Genomic DNA, 13,937 nt, shown 5'->3' on the forward strand with positions numbered 1-13,937 from the left:
TCACACTTAGAGAGGAACCTTATGCCCGGAGTGCAGGATCGCGTCATCGTCGTCACGGGAGCCGGTGGAGGGTTGGGGCGCGAATACGCCCTGACCCTGGCCAAGGAGGGCGCCAGCGTCATCGTCAATGACCTCGGTGGAGCCCGCGACGGCACCGGCGCCGGCCACAACATGGCCGACGAGGTGGTCAAGGAGATCAAGGACGCGGGCGGCCGGGCGGCGGCCAACTACGACAGCGTCGCCGAGCCCGAGGGCGCCGAGAACATCATCAAGACCGCGCTGGACGAGTTCGGCGCCGTCCACGGTGTGGTGAGCAACGCCGGGATCCTGCGCGACGGCACGTTCCACAAGATGACATTCGAGAACTGGGACGCCGTGCTCAAAGTGCACCTCTACGGCGGCTACAACGTCATTCGCGCCGCCTGGCCGCATTTCCGCGAGCAGAGCTACGGCCGCGTCGTCGTCGCCACCTCCACCAGCGGGCTGTTCGGCAACTTCGGCCAGACCAACTACGGGGCGGCCAAGCTCGGCCTGGTCGGCATGATCAACACGCTGGCCCAGGAAGGCGCCAAGTACAACATCCACGCCAACGCGCTCGCCCCGATCGCGGCCACCAGGATGACCCAGGACATCCTGCCGCCCGAGGTGTTCGAGAAGCTCACGCCGGATTTCGTCGCGCCGGTGATGGCCTACCTGTGCACCGAGGAATGCGCCGACAACGGTTCGGTTTTCATTGTCGGTGGCGGCAAGGTGCAGCGTGCCGCGCTGTTCCAGAACGACGGCGTCACCTTCGACCAGCCGCCGTCGGTGCAGGACGTCGCCGCGCACTGGACCGAGATCACGGACCTGTCCGCAGCGCAAAAGGCCGGATTCAAGCTCTAAGGCCATGAAAGCCTGTGTGGTGCAAGAGCTGTCCGGTCCGGACGGCATGGTCTTCACCGATATCGATGACGTCAGCGCCGACGGCAACCATGTCGTCATCGACGTCCGGGCCGCCGGGGTGTGCTTTCCGGACTTGTTGCTGACCAAGGGCGAGTACCAGCTGAAGCTGCCCCCGCCGTTCGTCCCGGGCATGGAGGCCGCCGGCGTGGTCAGTTCGGCGCCGGAGGGCTCGGGGTTCCGGGTGGGCGAGCGGGTCTCGGCCTTCGGCATCCTGGGTTCCTACGCGGAGCAGGTGGCCGTTCCGGTGCCTAACGTGATGCGCAGCCCCGCGGAACTCGATGACGCCGAAGCGGTTTCGCTGCTGGTGAACTACAACACCATGTACTTCGCGCTGTCGCGGCGCGCCGCGATGCGGCCCGGCGACACGGTCCTGGTGCTGGGTTCCGCCGGCGGAGTGGGCACGGCGGCCATCCAAGTGGCGCGGGCGATGGGAGCGAAAAAGGTGCTGGCCGTGGTGCATCGGGAGGCCGCGGCCGACTACGTCGCGTCGCTGGGCGCCGACCTGGTGGTGCCCCTGGCCGACGGCTGGGCCGACCAGGTGCGTGACTACACCCAGGGCCGCGGGGTCGACATCGTCGTCGATCCCATCGGCGGCCCGGCGTTCGACGACGCGATCCGGGTCCTGGCGATCGACGGCAAGCTGCTGGTGATCGGCTTCGCCGCCGGCGGCATTCCGACGGTGAAGGTCAACAGGTTGCTGCTGCGCAACGTCAGCGTGGTGGGCGTCGCGTGGGGAGAGTACCTCAACAGGGTCCCCGGTTCGGCCGGCCTGTTCGCCTGGGGGCTGAACCAATTGGTCTTTCTCGGACTGAAACCCCCTCCGCCGCAGCGATTTCCGCTGTCGGAGGGGCCGGCCGCGCTGCAGTGCCTGGCCGACGGGGGCGTGCTCGGCAAGCTGGTGCTCGAGCCCTAGGGCGCCAACGTCGATCAGATGGGGGCGGGGTTCGGCGCTCCGGTCAAGATCGTGAGCAGTGCCTTCTGAATGGTCAGGAATTCGAAACCGCCCGCGAGCGTGGTCAACCCGACGCTGGCGGCGATCGGATCACCGAACGCGTCCATCAGTCCCTGAACCGGGTCGCCGTTGACCGCCTCGATGATGCCGTTCAGGAACAAGTTGGCGTCATACGACGGGAGGGTGACCGCCAGGGCCGTCGCGATGTCGGCCGTCGGGAGCAGGGTCCCGTAGGCGGTCGAGACGTCGGTCGTCAGGGTGCCGACGATGTTGGTGTTCGCCGACTCGATGCCCTGGAGGACGCCGGTGATGCTCGTCGGCATCGACGCCGAGCTGGGCAGCGCGATCGTGGCAAGGCCCGATGATCCGGCCCCTGGAAGCGAATTCGCCAGGGCCGATAGGTCATTGGTGAAGGCGCCGATTCCCTGCTGGGTGCCGCTCAGCAGGAGGGGTCCCAGGGCCGTGGTGGCGCTGAGCGGCGGCAGGAATCCGAACGGCGTCGGCACATTGGCCGGGCTCGTCGACCAACCCACGTTCGGGTCGCCGTAGCCCCAGTTGATGAGGGCCCTCAGGTCCGGTTGCACGAGGTCCGCGAGCGGGTTGCCGATGATCGGGAACGCCCGCAGCGGCTCCAGCAGCGGCAGGTTGGCGGTGGGAATCATGTAGTAGTCGGTCAGCCCGTTCGTGGGATCGAGAGCGTGCGAACCGGGCAACAGCTGCGCGGTGGCAAGCTGTGAGGGCGTCAGAAACAGATACGACCCGTGCACGTAAGAGATGCCCAACAGCGCGTTGAGGTCGGCGAGGAAGTCGATCGGGTAGCGCGGGAAGTCCGCGAAGCCGTCGTATTCGAGCGTCCAGATGGTGGTCGGGAAATCGTTGCTGGGCGTCGAGGCGCCGAACGTGATCCCCACGCTCGGAATGCTCAGACCGGGGAAGCGCGAAAGCAGGCCTCCGTTGGGGTTGGCCGGGTCACCGACGAGCGTGAAGAAGGCGTTCGACGAGTTGTAGCCCTCCGCAAGGAGTTTCGGCATTTCCATCGAGGCGATGATCGCGCTCTGCGAAACCCCGAAAACGGAGACGACCTTTGCGCTGGGGGCCGGGCCGAGCACCGAGGTGATCGCGATGTCCAGCGCCCCGACGCCGCGGGCGAGTGAGATGTCCAGCGTCAGGTCTTTGGTGCCGAAGATCGGGTACAGACCCTCCGCGGTCACCACGGCCGTGAGGACATTCGTGGGTAACGTGTGGAAGTTCGTCAAGTAGAGGTTGTAGGCCTGGTTCATGAAGTCCGGCGGCGGTATCGCGAAGCCGCTGCCCGACATGATCAGAATGGCGTCGACCGTGGGGTCCGCCGCCTGGGTTGCCGCAGTGAGCGCCGGCACCGTGGCTCCGCCGGCGATGCCGAGCGTGCCGGCGAGCTGGGCTTCGGCTTGCGCGTAGGCGTTGGCCGCGGCGCCCAAAGCGGCAACGAACTGATCGTGGAAGGCGGTCGCCTGGCGGAGCAGCGCCTGGTAATCCTGCCCGTATGCGCCGAAAAACCGCGCCGCGATGGTTGACACTTCGTCTTCGGCCGCCGCCGCCAGGCTTGTGGTGGGCCCGGCGGCGGCCGCCTTGGCCTCGTTGATCGCCGAACCGATTGCGGAAGCGTCCGCTGCTGCCGTCGCCATGATCTGGGGATGCGTGATCAAGCTCGTCATCGGCTTCTCTTTCTAGGCGCAGTCGTATTTGGTGCCGACGACGTCGCCAAGCCGATGACCGGCCACTTCGCTGGACCGGCACGCAGCTAGCTTAGGAGCGCTCGCGTGCGCATGTCGAGGTCTTGGGCCGTTTCTGGACCTAGTCCAGGGATAGGCGATGTGAGTCTATTCTGTTCGAGGTCAAGCTAATTGGTGCTACTTGACCTGAGAAAGCTTCTGCTGCGGCGTTATCAGCCTTCGATCACTGAGGGCCGGGGTTCGGTACCCCGGTGAAGATCGTCTGGCCCGCGTTCACGAAGTTAATGAGCTCGAAACCGCCTGCGAGCGTGACCAATCCGACGTCGGCGGCGATCGGCCGGCCGAACGCGTTGATCAGACCGCCGACAGGATCGCCGTTGATGGCTTGCGTGATGCCGTCGAGGAAGATGTTGACGTCGTACGACGGGAGGGTCACGGCGATAGCCGTCGCGATGTCCGCGGTCGGGAGCAGCGTCGCGTAGGCGGTCGAGAAATCGCCCGTCAGCGTGCCGACGATGTTAGTGTTCGCCGACTCGATGGCCTGGATGACGCCCGTCGGGGTGGTCGGAAGCGACGCGGACGGTGGCGACGCCAGCTGGGCGAAGCCCGTTGACGCAGCTCCCGGAAGGGCACTGGCCAGGCTCGACAGGTCGTGGGTGAAGGCGCTGACTCCCTGTGCGGTGGCGCCGGGCAGGAGGGCCCCGAGTTCCGTCGTGGCGCTGAGCGGCGGCAGGAACCCGAACGGGGTCTGGATATCGGCCGGGCTGGTCGACCAGCCGAAGTTCGGGTCGCCGTAGCCCCAGTTGACGAGGAGCTTCAGGTCCGGCTGGATCAGGTCCGCGAGCGGGTTGCCGATGACCGGGAGCAGCCGCAGCGGCGTCAGCAGCGGCAGGTTCTCCGTGGGGATCATGTTGTACGTGGTCATGGACGGGTTCCCGGACTGACCCAGCGTCACGGCGGTATTGAGCGTCGCCTGCGACAGGTGTGGGTAGGTCCCGTGTATGAAGACGATGCCGGCAAGGGCGTTGAGGTCCGAGAAAATATCGATCGGATAGCGCGGGAAATCAGCGAAGCCGTCGTATTCGAGCGACCAAATGGTGGTTGGGAAGTCATTGCTCGGCGTCGACACTCCGAAGGTGACACCCAGGCTGGGGAAGCTCAGGCCGGGGAAACGCGCGAGCAGGCCGCCATTGGGATTAGCCGGATCGCCGAGCAAGGTGAAGAAGGCGTTCGACGAGTTGTAGCCCTGGGCGAGCAGGTTCGGCATTTCCATCGAGGCGATGATCGAGCTCTGCGAATAGCCCAGAACGGAAACGACTTTTGCGCTGGGCGCGGCGCCGAGCACACCGGTGATCGCGTTGTTCAGCGACGTGACCCCGCGGGCCAGGGAGATGTCCAGGGTCAGGTCTTTGACACCGGTGAAGGGATACAACCCTTCGGCCGTGGTCACGGGGATCGTGAGAGCACTGGTGAAATTCTTCAGGTACGTGGCGCTGACCGCCGCGACGTAGCCCGGTGGAGGATTAGCGGTGCCGCTGCCGGTCATGACCAGAATGGCATCCACGGCCGGGTCCGCCGCCTGCGTCACCGCGGCGAATGGCACGCCGCCCGTGCCGTTAAGGCCAAGCGTCGCGGCGATCTGGGCTTCGGCCTGGGCGTAAGTGTTTCCGGCTCCGGCCAGCGCCGCTACGAACTGCCCGTGGAACGCGGACGCCTGCTGCAGCAGCGCCTGGTACTCCTGGCCGAACGAGCCGAAGAACTGCGCGGTGATGGCCGACACTTCGTCTTCGGCCGCCGCGGCCAGACTCGTGGTGGGGCCCGCGGCGGCGGCCTTGGCCTCTTCGATCGCCGAACCAATCGCAGAAGCATCCGCTGCGGCAGTCGTCAAGATCTGGGGCTGCGTGATCAAGCTCGTCATCGGCTCTTCCCTTCCGGACACGAGAGTCCCGACGACGCGGCTAACCCGATGACCAGGCGCATCGCTGGAACCGGCACCCAGCTAGCTTAGGAGCGCCGACGTCTTCTTGTTGGCATTTCGCGCAGCCGGATTAGCGTTTCGAGAACAACGGGGCGCGTTAGGGAATGAGGCTCTGGATGTCCTTGACGTTGCTCGAGAGCGCCGAAACGATGGTCAGGAATTCGACCCCGCCCGCTACCGTCCCCAGCCCGACGTCGGCCGCGATCGGATAGCCGATCGCATTGACCAGGTTGCCCTGCCCCAGCTGGCTCAGGAAGAGCTCGGTGTCGTAGAAGGGCAGCTCGGTGGCCAGGGAGTAGCCGATGTCGGCCGTCGGAAGCGCGACCGCGTAATCGGTCGACACGATCTTGTTGACGGTGTCGAAGACCCGTTGCGGTGACGGGAAATTGGCCAGCGTCGTCGTCGGGTCCGGCGGCGACGTCGGCAGGGTGAACTGCGGCACCGTGGGGGGCTGCGACGCGATCTGCTGCAGGTCGACCGAGAAGTCGTGGATTCCCTGCTGGGTGCCGGTCGCCAGCGCGTTGAACACGGTGGCGGGGTTGGCATCCGGGAACAGGCCGAACGGCGTCGGCAGGTCGGCGGGGGTCGTCGAGTAGCCGAGGGTGGGATCGGGACCGTAGCCCAGATTGACCAATACCTTCATGTCCGGCTGGATCAGATCGACCAGCGGCTTTCCGATGACTGGTATGGCATCCAGCGGCTTCAGCAGCGGCAGGTCCGCCGTGGGAATCATGTAATAGGTGGTGTTTCCGGCGTAGCCCGGGGACGTCGGCAATTGGATCGCGTTGTTGACCTGGGTCGTCGACAGATCCAGATATGTGGTGTGGACGAAGACGATTCCCGCGACCGCGTTCAGGTCGGAAACGATGTTGATCGGATACCGCGGGAAGTCGGCGAACCCGTCGTACTCCAGCGTGTAGTTGGCCACGTGGTAGGGCGTGTTGGCGTTCATCGCGGGATAGAAGTCCAGACCCAGGGCGGGCAGCGAGAGATTCGGGAACCGCGACAGCATGCCGCCGTTGGGGTTGACCTCGTTGCCGGTCAGCACGAAGTTGAGCATGTTGACGGGCGGGGGGTTCGCACCGAACAGGGATGTTCCGTTGGCGAGATTCTGCATCTCCAGCGAGGAGATGATGGCGCTCTGCGAAATGCCGAAAACCGTTACCGATTGCCCCTGATTGTGGATGGTGTTGTACAGCGTGTTGTCGAGAATCGTCACGCCCTCGACCACCGACTGATTCAGCGGCAGGCTTTTGACACCGGTGAGCGGGTACAACTGCTCCGGCGTGTACAGCGCTTCCAGGGTGGTCAGCGAGCGGACGTAAAGGTTGTTGGCCTTGGTGACGAACGACGGCGACGGGATGGGGACCCCGGTGCCGCCGATGAATATCGACACCAGGTTTGCCGGGAACGGGGGGATCGTGGCGGCGGGCACTGGTGCCGCCGGCGCGGCCGCGCCCAGCCCCAGGGTGCCGGCGATGGCGGCCTCGGTCTCGGCATAGGCGAACCCGGCCGAGGCCAGCGTCTGCTGGAACTGACTGTGGTAGGCCTCCAACCGCGCGACGACGGCCTGATATTCCTGGCCGAACGTGCCGAACACATCGGCGATGGCCGCCGACACCTCGTCGCCGGCCGCCGCCGCCAGACCCGACGTCGGGGCCGCCGCCGCTGCCGTCGCGGCGCTGAATGCCGAACCGATTCCCTCGATTTCCGCCGCGACCGACGCCATCATCTGCGGCTCGGCGATCACATACGTCATGGGCCCCATCCTTTCCGGGCAAAGGCGTGACTCGACCGCTGCAGGCGGACCCCGTCAGCCTAGGGCGATCTGCCGATCCTGTCCGGCGATTGCGCCGACGGCGCGCGGCTCAGCCGAGCAGTTGGGTGCGCAGCCGATCCACGTCGGCCTCGGTGATGCCCGCGTCGCTCAGATAGCCGCCGAGCGAACCGAATTCGGCGTCGATCGTTTGGCGGGCGGCGGCCAGGTATTCGGGACGCACACCGAGGACGCCGTCGGACAGCCGGGCTTCGGTGAAGGTCACCACCTCCGGCGTTAGTTCGGTGTCTCCCCGCTGCTGGATCATTTCGTAGATATGCGTCCGGAGCTCGGGCACGGCGTCGTTGCTGCGCAAGAAGTCGGCGACGATGGCGTCGCGGTCGACGCCGACCGCCTCCAGCACGGTCGCGATGACGAAGCCGGTGCGGTCCTTGCCCGCGAAACAATGTGTGAGCACCGGGCGCCCGGCGGCCAGCAGGGTGACAACGCGGCGCAGCGCGCGCTGCGCCCCGTTGCGCGTCGGGAATTGGCGGTACTCGTCGGTCATGAAGCGGACGGCGGTCTCGTTCACCGATTCCTCGGAGCCGTCGGATTCACCCCGCAACAGCCGCTGGAACGCCTCCTCGTGCGGCGCGGCGGCCTCGCCATCGTCGTCGGGTTGGTCGGAGAGGTCGGGGACCGGCAACAGGTGGATCTCGATGGCGTCGGGCACCAGCCCGGGGCCGCGCCGGGCCACCTCGCGCGCCGCGCGCAGGTCGGCCACGTCGGTGATGCCCAGCCGGCGCAGCGTCGCCCGGCCGTCGTCGTCGAGGCGGCTCAGCTCGCCGGACCGGAACATCCGCCCGGGCCGCAGCGCGTCGACACCGTCGGCGACATCACGAAAGTTCCACGCGCCGGACAGTTCTCGCACGGCTTCAGCCATGCCGGGTTACCGCCGCGGCGAGCGCGGATTGCTCCCCGCCGAGCTCGTAGCGCGCGATGGTCCGCATGTGCACCTCGTCGGGTCCGTCGAAAAGGCGCATCGCGCGATGCCAGCCGTACGACCGGGCCAGCACGGTGTCCTCGCTGACGCCGGCGGCGCCGTGCACCTGGATGGCGCGGTCGATGACGTTGCACGCCACCTGCGGGGCGACCGCCTTGATCTGCGAGACCAGCAGATGGGCGGCTTTGTTGCCGTGCTGATCGATGGTCCACGCCGCCTTCTCGCACAGCAGCCGGGCCTGGTCGATCTCGTTGCGGGACTTGGCAATTGCCTCCCGCACCACGCCCTGCTCGGCCAGCGGACGGCCGAACGCCACCCGGTTGCGAGCGCGGTCGGCCATCAGGGCCAGCGCGCGTTCGGCGCCGCCGAGCGCGCGCATGCAGTGGTGGATGCGGCCCGGCCCCAGCCGCGCCTGGGCGATCGCGAAGCCGGTGCCCTCCTCGCCGAGCAGGTTGGTGACCGGCACCCGGACGTTGTCGTAGATGATCTCGCAGTGCCCGGGCTGGTCCTGGTAACCGAAGACCGTCGTCGAGCGGACGACCGTCACGCCCGGCGTATCGATCGGCACCAGCACCATCGACTGCTGTTGGTGGCTGGCCGCGTCGGGGTTGGTGCGGCCCATCACGATGAGGATCTTGCAGCGCGGGTCGGCCGCCCCGGACGTCCACCACTTGCGGCCGTTGATGACGTAGTCGCCGCCGTCACGCTCGATGGACGTTTCGATGTTGCGGGCGTCGCTGCTGGCGACGGCGGGCTCGGTCATCGAAAAGGCGCTGCGGATCTCCCCGGCCAGCAAGGGCTCCAGCCACTGCTTGCGCTGCTCCTCGGTGGCGAACAGGTGCAGCGTCTCCATGTTGCCGGTGTCGGGCGCCGCGCAGTTGAGCGCCTCGGGCGCGATCTCCAGGCTCCAGCCGGTCAGCTCGGCCAGCGGGGCGTATTCGAGGTTGGTCAGGCCCGACTCGGCCGGCAGGAACAGGTTCCACAGGCCCTGCTGTTTGGCCTTGTTTTTCAGTTCCTCGATGACCGGCGGAACGGTGTGGTCATTCGGGCCGGCCTCGTGACGGTATTTGTCGTATTCGGCCTCGGCCGGGAAGACGTACTCGATCATGAAGTCGGACAATCGCTTGTGGTAGTCGCTGGCTTTGGCCGACATCGCGAAGTCCATGACCGTCACGATAACTTCCAGCGCGAGCAGACGCAGAATCGCACGCCGCAGTGAGAATTCGTGCGATTCTGTGTCTGCTCGCGGTAGACATGGCGCCATGACCGAATCCCGCCCCCCGTTCCCGCCGTTCACCCTCGAGACGGCGCTGCAGAAGGTCCAGGCCGCCGAGGACGCCTGGAACACCCGCGACCCCGAGCGCGTCAGCCTCGCGTACACGCCCGACTCGCACTGGCGCAATCGCGGCGAACACATCGTGGGCCGCGACCAGATAGTCGCGTTCTTGACCCGCAAGTGGCAGCGCGAACTCGACTACTCGCTGCGCAAGAGCCTGTGGGACTTCCACGACAACCGCATCGCGGTGCGGTTCCAGTACGAGTGCCACGACGACGCCGGCCAGTGGTACCGCAGCTACGGAAACGAGCTGTGGGAGTTCAGCGAGTCGGGACTGATGGGCCGCCGCGAGGCCAGCATCAACGACGTGCCGATCGAGGAGTCGGAGCGCCGCTACTTCGGACCCCGCCCCGCATCGGAACACGGCCAAGATATCCCGCTCTGGTGACAGGTTAGGGTGTCTGCGGCAAGCCAAAGACATAAGGAAAGTAGATGTACGCGCCATGACAGATGCGCAGACGACGGTGGGGGTGGTCGCCGAGTCCGGGGCCGACGAGCGACGCGTCGCGCTGGTCCCGAAGGCGGTCGCGTCGCTGGTCAACAGCGGTTTGGCGGTGGTGGTCGAGGCCGGTGCGGGCGAAGGCGCGCTGCTGCCCGACGCGCTGTACACCGAGGTGGGGGCCAGCATCGGGGACGCCTGGGCGGCCGACGTGGTCGTCAAGGTCGCGCCGCCGACCGCCGACGAGGTCGGCCGGTTGCACAGCGGCCAGACGCTGATCGGTTTTCTGGCGCCGCGCAACGCCGACAACGCGATCGGCGCGCTGAAGCGGGCCGGGGTGCAGGCGTTCGCGCTGGAGGCGATCCCCCGCATCTCGCGTGCCCAGGCGATGGACGCCCTGTCGTCGCAGGCCAACGTGGCCGGGTACAAGGCCGTCCTGCTGGCGGCCTCCGAATCGACCCGGTTCTTCCCGATGCTCACCACCGCGGCGGGAACCGTGAAGCCCGCCACCGTGCTGGTGCTCGGCGTCGGGGTGGCCGGGCTGCAGGCGCTGGCGACGGCCAAGCGGTTGGGCGCCCGCACCACCGGCTACGACGTCCGCCCGGAGGTGGCCGACCAGGTCCGTTCGGTCGGGGCGCAGTGGCTGGACGTCGGCATCGACGCGGCGGGTGAGGGTGGCTACGCCCGCGAGCTGACCGACGAAGAGCGCGCCCAGCAACAGAAGGCGCTGGAAGACGCGATCGCCGGATTCGACGTCGTGATCACCACCGCGCTGGTGCCGGGCCGCCCGGCGCCGCGGCTGGTCACCGCGGCGGCGGTGGAGGCGATGAAACCCGGCAGCGTGATCATCGACCTCGCCGGTGAGACCGGCGGCAACTGCGAACTGACCGAGCCGGGCCGCATCGTCGTCAAGCACGACGTCACCATCGCCTCGCCGCTGAACCTGCCCGCGACCATGCCGGAGCACGCGAGCGAGCTGTACAGCAAGAACATCACGGCGCTGCTGGAGCTGCTCATCAAGGACGGGAAGCTGGCGCCGGACTTCGACGACGAGGTCATCGCGGACTCGTGTGTTACCCGCGGGGAGGATTAGATGTACGACGAGCTGTTGGCCAACCTGGCGATCCTGGTGCTGTCCGGGTTCGTCGGGTTCGCGGTGATCTCCAAGGTGCCCAACACGCTGCACACGCCGCTGATGTCGGGCACCAACGCCATCCACGGGATCGTGGTGCTCGGCGCGCTGGTGGTGTTCGGGGAGGTCGAGCACCCGTCGCTCGCGGTGCAGATCATCCTGTTCGTCGCGGTGGTGTTCGGCACGCTCAACGTCATCGGCGGCTTCATCGTCACCGACCGGATGCTGGGCATGTTCAAGGGCAAGAAGAAGCCGGTGCCCGCCAAAGTTGACGAGGTCGCCAAATGAACTACCTGGTCACCGTCCTCTACATCATCTCGTTCTCGCTGTTCATCTATGGTCTGATGGGCCTGACCGGGCCCAAGACCGCCGTGCGCGGCAACCTGATCGCCGCGGTGGGCATGGCCCTGGCCGTGACGGCCACGCTCATCAAGATCCGGCACACCGACCAGTGGGTGCTGATCATCCTCGGGCTGGTCGTGGGCGTCGTGCTCGGCGTCCCGCCGGCCCGCTACACGAAGATGACCGCCATGCCGCAGCTCGTGGCGTTCTTCAACGGCGTCGGCGGTGGCACCGTCGCGCTCATCGCGCTGTCGGAATTCATTGAAACTAAGGGCTTTTCGGCCTTCCAGCACGGCGAGTCGCCGACCGTGCACATCGTGGTCGCGTCGTTGTTCGCCGCGATCATCGGGTCGATCTCGTTCTGGGGTTCGATCATCGCCTTCGGCAAGCTGCAGGAGATCATCTCCGGATCGCCGATCGGCTTCGGGAGGGCGCAGCAACCGATCAACCTGCTGCTGCTGGCCGGCGCGGTGGCCGCCGCGGTGGTCATCGGCCTGGGCGCGCATCCGGGCACGGGTGGAGTGGCGCTGTGGTGGATGATCGGCCTGCTGGCCGCCGCCGGCGTGCTCGGCCTGATGGTGGTGTTGCCGATCGGCGGCGCCGACATGCCGGTGGTCATCTCCCTGCTGAACGCCATGACGGGGCTGTCGGCCGCCGCGGCCGGTCTGGCGCTGAACAACACCGCGATGATCGTGGCCGGCATGATCGTCGGCGCCTCCGGCTCGATCCTGACCAACCTGATGGCCAAGGCCATGAACCGCTCGATTCCCGCGATCGTCGCGGGCGGTTTCGGCGGCGGCGGGGTGGCGCCCAGCGCCGACGGCGGCGGCGACAAGCACGTCAAGGCGACGTCGGCCGCCGACGCGGCCATCCAGATGGCCTACGCCAACCAGGTGATAGTGGTGCCGGGCTACGGCCTGGCCGTCGCACAGGCCCAGCACGCCGTCAAGGACATGGCCTCGCTGCTCGAGGACAAGGGTGTCGCGGTGAAGTACGCGATCCATCCCGTTGCCGGCCGCATGCCCGGGCACATGAACGTGCTGCTGGCCGAGGCCGAGGTGGACTACGACGCGATGAAGGACATGGACGACATCAACGACGAGTTCGCGCGCACCGACGTCGCGATCGTCATCGGCGCCAACGACGTCACCAACCCGGCGGCCCGCAACGAGCAGTCCAGCCCGATCTACGGCATGCCGATCCTCAACGTGGACAAGGCGAAGTCGGTGATCGTGCTGAAGCGGTCGATGAACTCCGGGTTCGCGGGCATCGACAACCCGTTGTTCTACGCCGACGGGACCACGATGCTGTTCGGGGACGCGAAGAAGTCGGTGACGGAGGTCGCCGAGGAACTGAAAGCGCTGTAGCCGCCGTGGTGATCGCAAGCGCAGCGGAGCTGGGCGCAGCGGGTCACCACGAGAGGTTTCCTAGACGGGCGGGTAGGCCTGAGGCGGGTATCCGTTGCCGTCGACGACGCCGCGCAGACCCCACGGGACGTACTTGAAGAAGAACTCGATCTCATCGCTTGCGTCATAGTCCGGACTCGGATCCATGTCCCCACCTCTCGACTCGCGACAGTTCGACACACCATCGTAGTCGCAGAGGCGCCGCTGCGACAGGCGGCGGTGCCCTTAAACTGTCCAACCAGTTGATTGGTACTTTGCCTTATCCGGGCCCGTGCGTGGGGCGCCGGCAGTGACGATAGAGAGTACGCATGCCATCCGAGAACGGGCCTACCCGCCGCGAGGAGTTGCTGGCCGTTGCCACCAAGCTGTTCGCCGCGCGCGGCTACCACGGCACCCGGATGGACGACGTCGCCGACGTGATCGGGCTGAACAAGGCGACCGTCTACCACTACTACGCCAGCAAGTCGCTGATTCTCTTCGACATCTACCGCCAGGCCGCCGAGGGCACGCTGGCTGCCGTGCACGACGATCCGTCGTGGACGGCCCGCGAGGCGCTCTACCAGTACACGGTGCGCCTGCTGACGGGGATCGCGGCCAATCCGGAGCGGGCGGCCGTGTACTTCCAGGAGCAGCCGTACATCACCGAGTGGTTCACCTCCGAGCAGGTCGCCGAGGTCCGCGAGAAGGAGGCCCAGGTCTACGAACACGTGCACGGGCTCATCGACCGCGGGATCGCCAGCGGCGAGTTCTACCAATGCGACTCGCACGTGGTGGCGCTGGGCTACATCGGGATGACGCTGGGCAGCTACCGCTGGCTGCGGCCGAGCGGGCGGCGCAGCGCCAAGGAGATCGCCGCCGAGTTCAGCACGGCGCTGCTGCGGGGTTTGATTCGCGACGAGTCGATCCGGCAGCATTCTCCGCTCGGCCCGTAGCGGCGCG

At 67.0% G+C, this 13,937-nt stretch carries 13 protein-coding genes; 7 read left to right on the top strand and 6 right to left on the bottom strand.

Annotated features, from left to right (window positions below):
• The first annotated feature begins 21 nt into the window (after positions 1–21).
• Positions 22–882 (top strand): SDR family oxidoreductase, encoded by an 861-nt coding sequence (locus AC5Y7V_RS02675; protein WP_499878494.1) that lies wholly within the window; start codon positions 22–24, stop codon positions 880–882.
• 4 nt (positions 883–886) lie between these two features.
• Positions 887–1,855, top strand: coding sequence for an NADPH:quinone oxidoreductase family protein (locus AC5Y7V_RS02680; protein ID WP_499878495.1), 969 nt, complete (start codon positions 887–889; stop codon positions 1,853–1,855).
• 14 nt (positions 1,856–1,869) lie between these two features.
• Here the strand turns inward: AC5Y7V_RS02680 and AC5Y7V_RS02685 are convergent, their stop codons facing one another.
• The 5 genes from AC5Y7V_RS02685 to AC5Y7V_RS02705 form a co-directional block, all read right to left on the bottom strand.
• A complete protein-coding gene (locus AC5Y7V_RS02685) occupies positions 1,870–3,588 on the bottom strand; it encodes a PE-PPE domain-containing protein (RefSeq protein ID WP_499878496.1) in 1,719 nt (572 codons plus the stop codon).
• Positions 3,589–3,829: 241 nt separating this feature from the next.
• Entirely contained in the window at positions 3,830–5,524 is a 1,695-nt protein-coding gene (locus AC5Y7V_RS02690) for a PE-PPE domain-containing protein (protein ID WP_499878497.1), read from the bottom strand.
• 157 nt (positions 5,525–5,681) lie between these two features.
• A complete protein-coding gene (locus tag AC5Y7V_RS02695; protein WP_499878498.1) occupies positions 5,682–7,343 on the bottom strand; it encodes a PE family protein in 1,662 nt (553 codons plus the stop codon).
• Positions 7,344–7,452: 109 nt separating this feature from the next.
• Entirely contained in the window at positions 7,453–8,283 is an 831-nt protein-coding gene (locus AC5Y7V_RS02700; protein ID WP_499878499.1) for a tyrosine-protein phosphatase, read from the bottom strand.
• Positions 8,276–9,496, bottom strand: a complete 1,221-nt coding sequence (locus AC5Y7V_RS02705; RefSeq protein WP_499878904.1) for an acyl-CoA dehydrogenase family protein — start codon at positions 9,494–9,496, stop codon at positions 8,276–8,278. Before AC5Y7V_RS02705 ends, AC5Y7V_RS02700 begins: the two co-directional genes overlap by 8 nt.
• Before the next feature lie 109 nt (positions 9,497–9,605).
• On the opposite strand from AC5Y7V_RS02705, the gene AC5Y7V_RS02710 reads away from it, so the two are divergent.
• The 4 genes from AC5Y7V_RS02710 to AC5Y7V_RS02725 are packed head-to-tail and all read left to right on the top strand — an operon-like array spanning position 9,606 to position 12,959.
• Entirely contained in the window at positions 9,606–10,067 is a 462-nt protein-coding gene (locus AC5Y7V_RS02710; RefSeq protein WP_499878500.1) for a nuclear transport factor 2 family protein, read from the top strand.
• Between the two features lie 55 nt (positions 10,068–10,122).
• The gene (locus tag AC5Y7V_RS02715; protein ID WP_499878501.1) at positions 10,123–11,211 is read left to right on the top strand and encodes a Re/Si-specific NAD(P)(+) transhydrogenase subunit alpha; all 1,089 of its coding nucleotides are present in this window, start codon (positions 10,123–10,125) and stop codon (positions 11,209–11,211) included.
• Positions 11,212–11,538 carry an NAD(P) transhydrogenase subunit alpha part 2 gene (locus tag AC5Y7V_RS02720; protein WP_066933457.1) on the top strand — a complete coding sequence of 109 codons (327 nt, stop codon included), beginning with the start codon at positions 11,212–11,214 and terminating at the stop codon, positions 11,536–11,538.
• A complete protein-coding gene (locus tag AC5Y7V_RS02725; RefSeq protein WP_499878502.1) occupies positions 11,535–12,959 on the top strand; it encodes an NAD(P)(+) transhydrogenase (Re/Si-specific) subunit beta in 1,425 nt (474 codons plus the stop codon). The genes AC5Y7V_RS02720 and AC5Y7V_RS02725 overlap by 4 nt, the downstream gene beginning before the upstream one ends.
• Before the next feature lie 60 nt (positions 12,960–13,019).
• Here the strand turns inward: AC5Y7V_RS02725 and AC5Y7V_RS02730 are convergent, their stop codons facing one another.
• Positions 13,020–13,145, bottom strand: coding sequence for a hypothetical protein (locus tag AC5Y7V_RS02730; RefSeq protein ID WP_499878503.1), 126 nt, complete (start codon positions 13,143–13,145; stop codon positions 13,020–13,022).
• A 161-nt stretch (positions 13,146–13,306) separates the two neighbouring features.
• Between AC5Y7V_RS02730 and AC5Y7V_RS02735 the strand changes: the two genes are divergently transcribed.
• Positions 13,307–13,930 (top strand): TetR/AcrR family transcriptional regulator, encoded by a 624-nt coding sequence (locus AC5Y7V_RS02735; protein ID WP_499878504.1) that lies wholly within the window; start codon positions 13,307–13,309, stop codon positions 13,928–13,930.
• The last annotated feature ends 7 nt before the right edge of the window (positions 13,931–13,937 follow it).

It is taken from the genome of Mycobacterium sp. NGS34, from assembly GCF_059812845.1.

Excerpts from the sequence above, each read along its gene's own strand:
- AC5Y7V_RS02680 (WP_499878495.1), top strand. The coding sequence starts at position 887 with ATGAAAGCCTGTGTGGTGCAAGAGCTGTCCGGTCCGGACGGCATGGTC.
- AC5Y7V_RS02720 (WP_066933457.1), top strand. The coding sequence starts at position 11,212 with ATGTACGACGAGCTGTTGGCCAACCTGGCGATCCTGGTGCTGTCCGGG.
- AC5Y7V_RS02700 (WP_499878499.1), bottom strand. The coding sequence starts at position 8,283 with ATGGCTGAAGCCGTGCGAGAACTGTCCGGCGCGTGGAACTTTCGTGAT.
- AC5Y7V_RS02685 (WP_499878496.1), bottom strand. The coding sequence starts at position 3,588 with ATGACGAGCTTGATCACGCATCCCCAGATCATGGCGACGGCAGCAGCG.
- AC5Y7V_RS02695 (WP_499878498.1), bottom strand. The coding sequence starts at position 7,343 with ATGACGTATGTGATCGCCGAGCCGCAGATGATGGCGTCGGTCGCGGCG.
- AC5Y7V_RS02725 (WP_499878502.1), top strand. The coding sequence starts at position 11,535 with ATGAACTACCTGGTCACCGTCCTCTACATCATCTCGTTCTCGCTGTTC.
- AC5Y7V_RS02710 (WP_499878500.1), top strand. The coding sequence starts at position 9,606 with ATGACCGAATCCCGCCCCCCGTTCCCGCCGTTCACCCTCGAGACGGCG.
- AC5Y7V_RS02675 (WP_499878494.1), top strand. The coding sequence starts at position 22 with ATGCCCGGAGTGCAGGATCGCGTCATCGTCGTCACGGGAGCCGGTGGA.
- AC5Y7V_RS02705 (WP_499878904.1), bottom strand. The coding sequence starts at position 9,496 with ATGTCGGCCAAAGCCAGCGACTACCACAAGCGATTGTCCGACTTCATG.
- AC5Y7V_RS02735 (WP_499878504.1), top strand. The coding sequence starts at position 13,307 with ATGCCATCCGAGAACGGGCCTACCCGCCGCGAGGAGTTGCTGGCCGTT.
- AC5Y7V_RS02715 (WP_499878501.1), top strand. The coding sequence starts at position 10,123 with ATGACAGATGCGCAGACGACGGTGGGGGTGGTCGCCGAGTCCGGGGCC.
- AC5Y7V_RS02730 (WP_499878503.1), bottom strand. The coding sequence starts at position 13,145 with ATGGATCCGAGTCCGGACTATGACGCAAGCGATGAGATCGAGTTCTTC.
- AC5Y7V_RS02690 (WP_499878497.1), bottom strand. The coding sequence starts at position 5,524 with ATGACGAGCTTGATCACGCAGCCCCAGATCTTGACGACTGCCGCAGCG.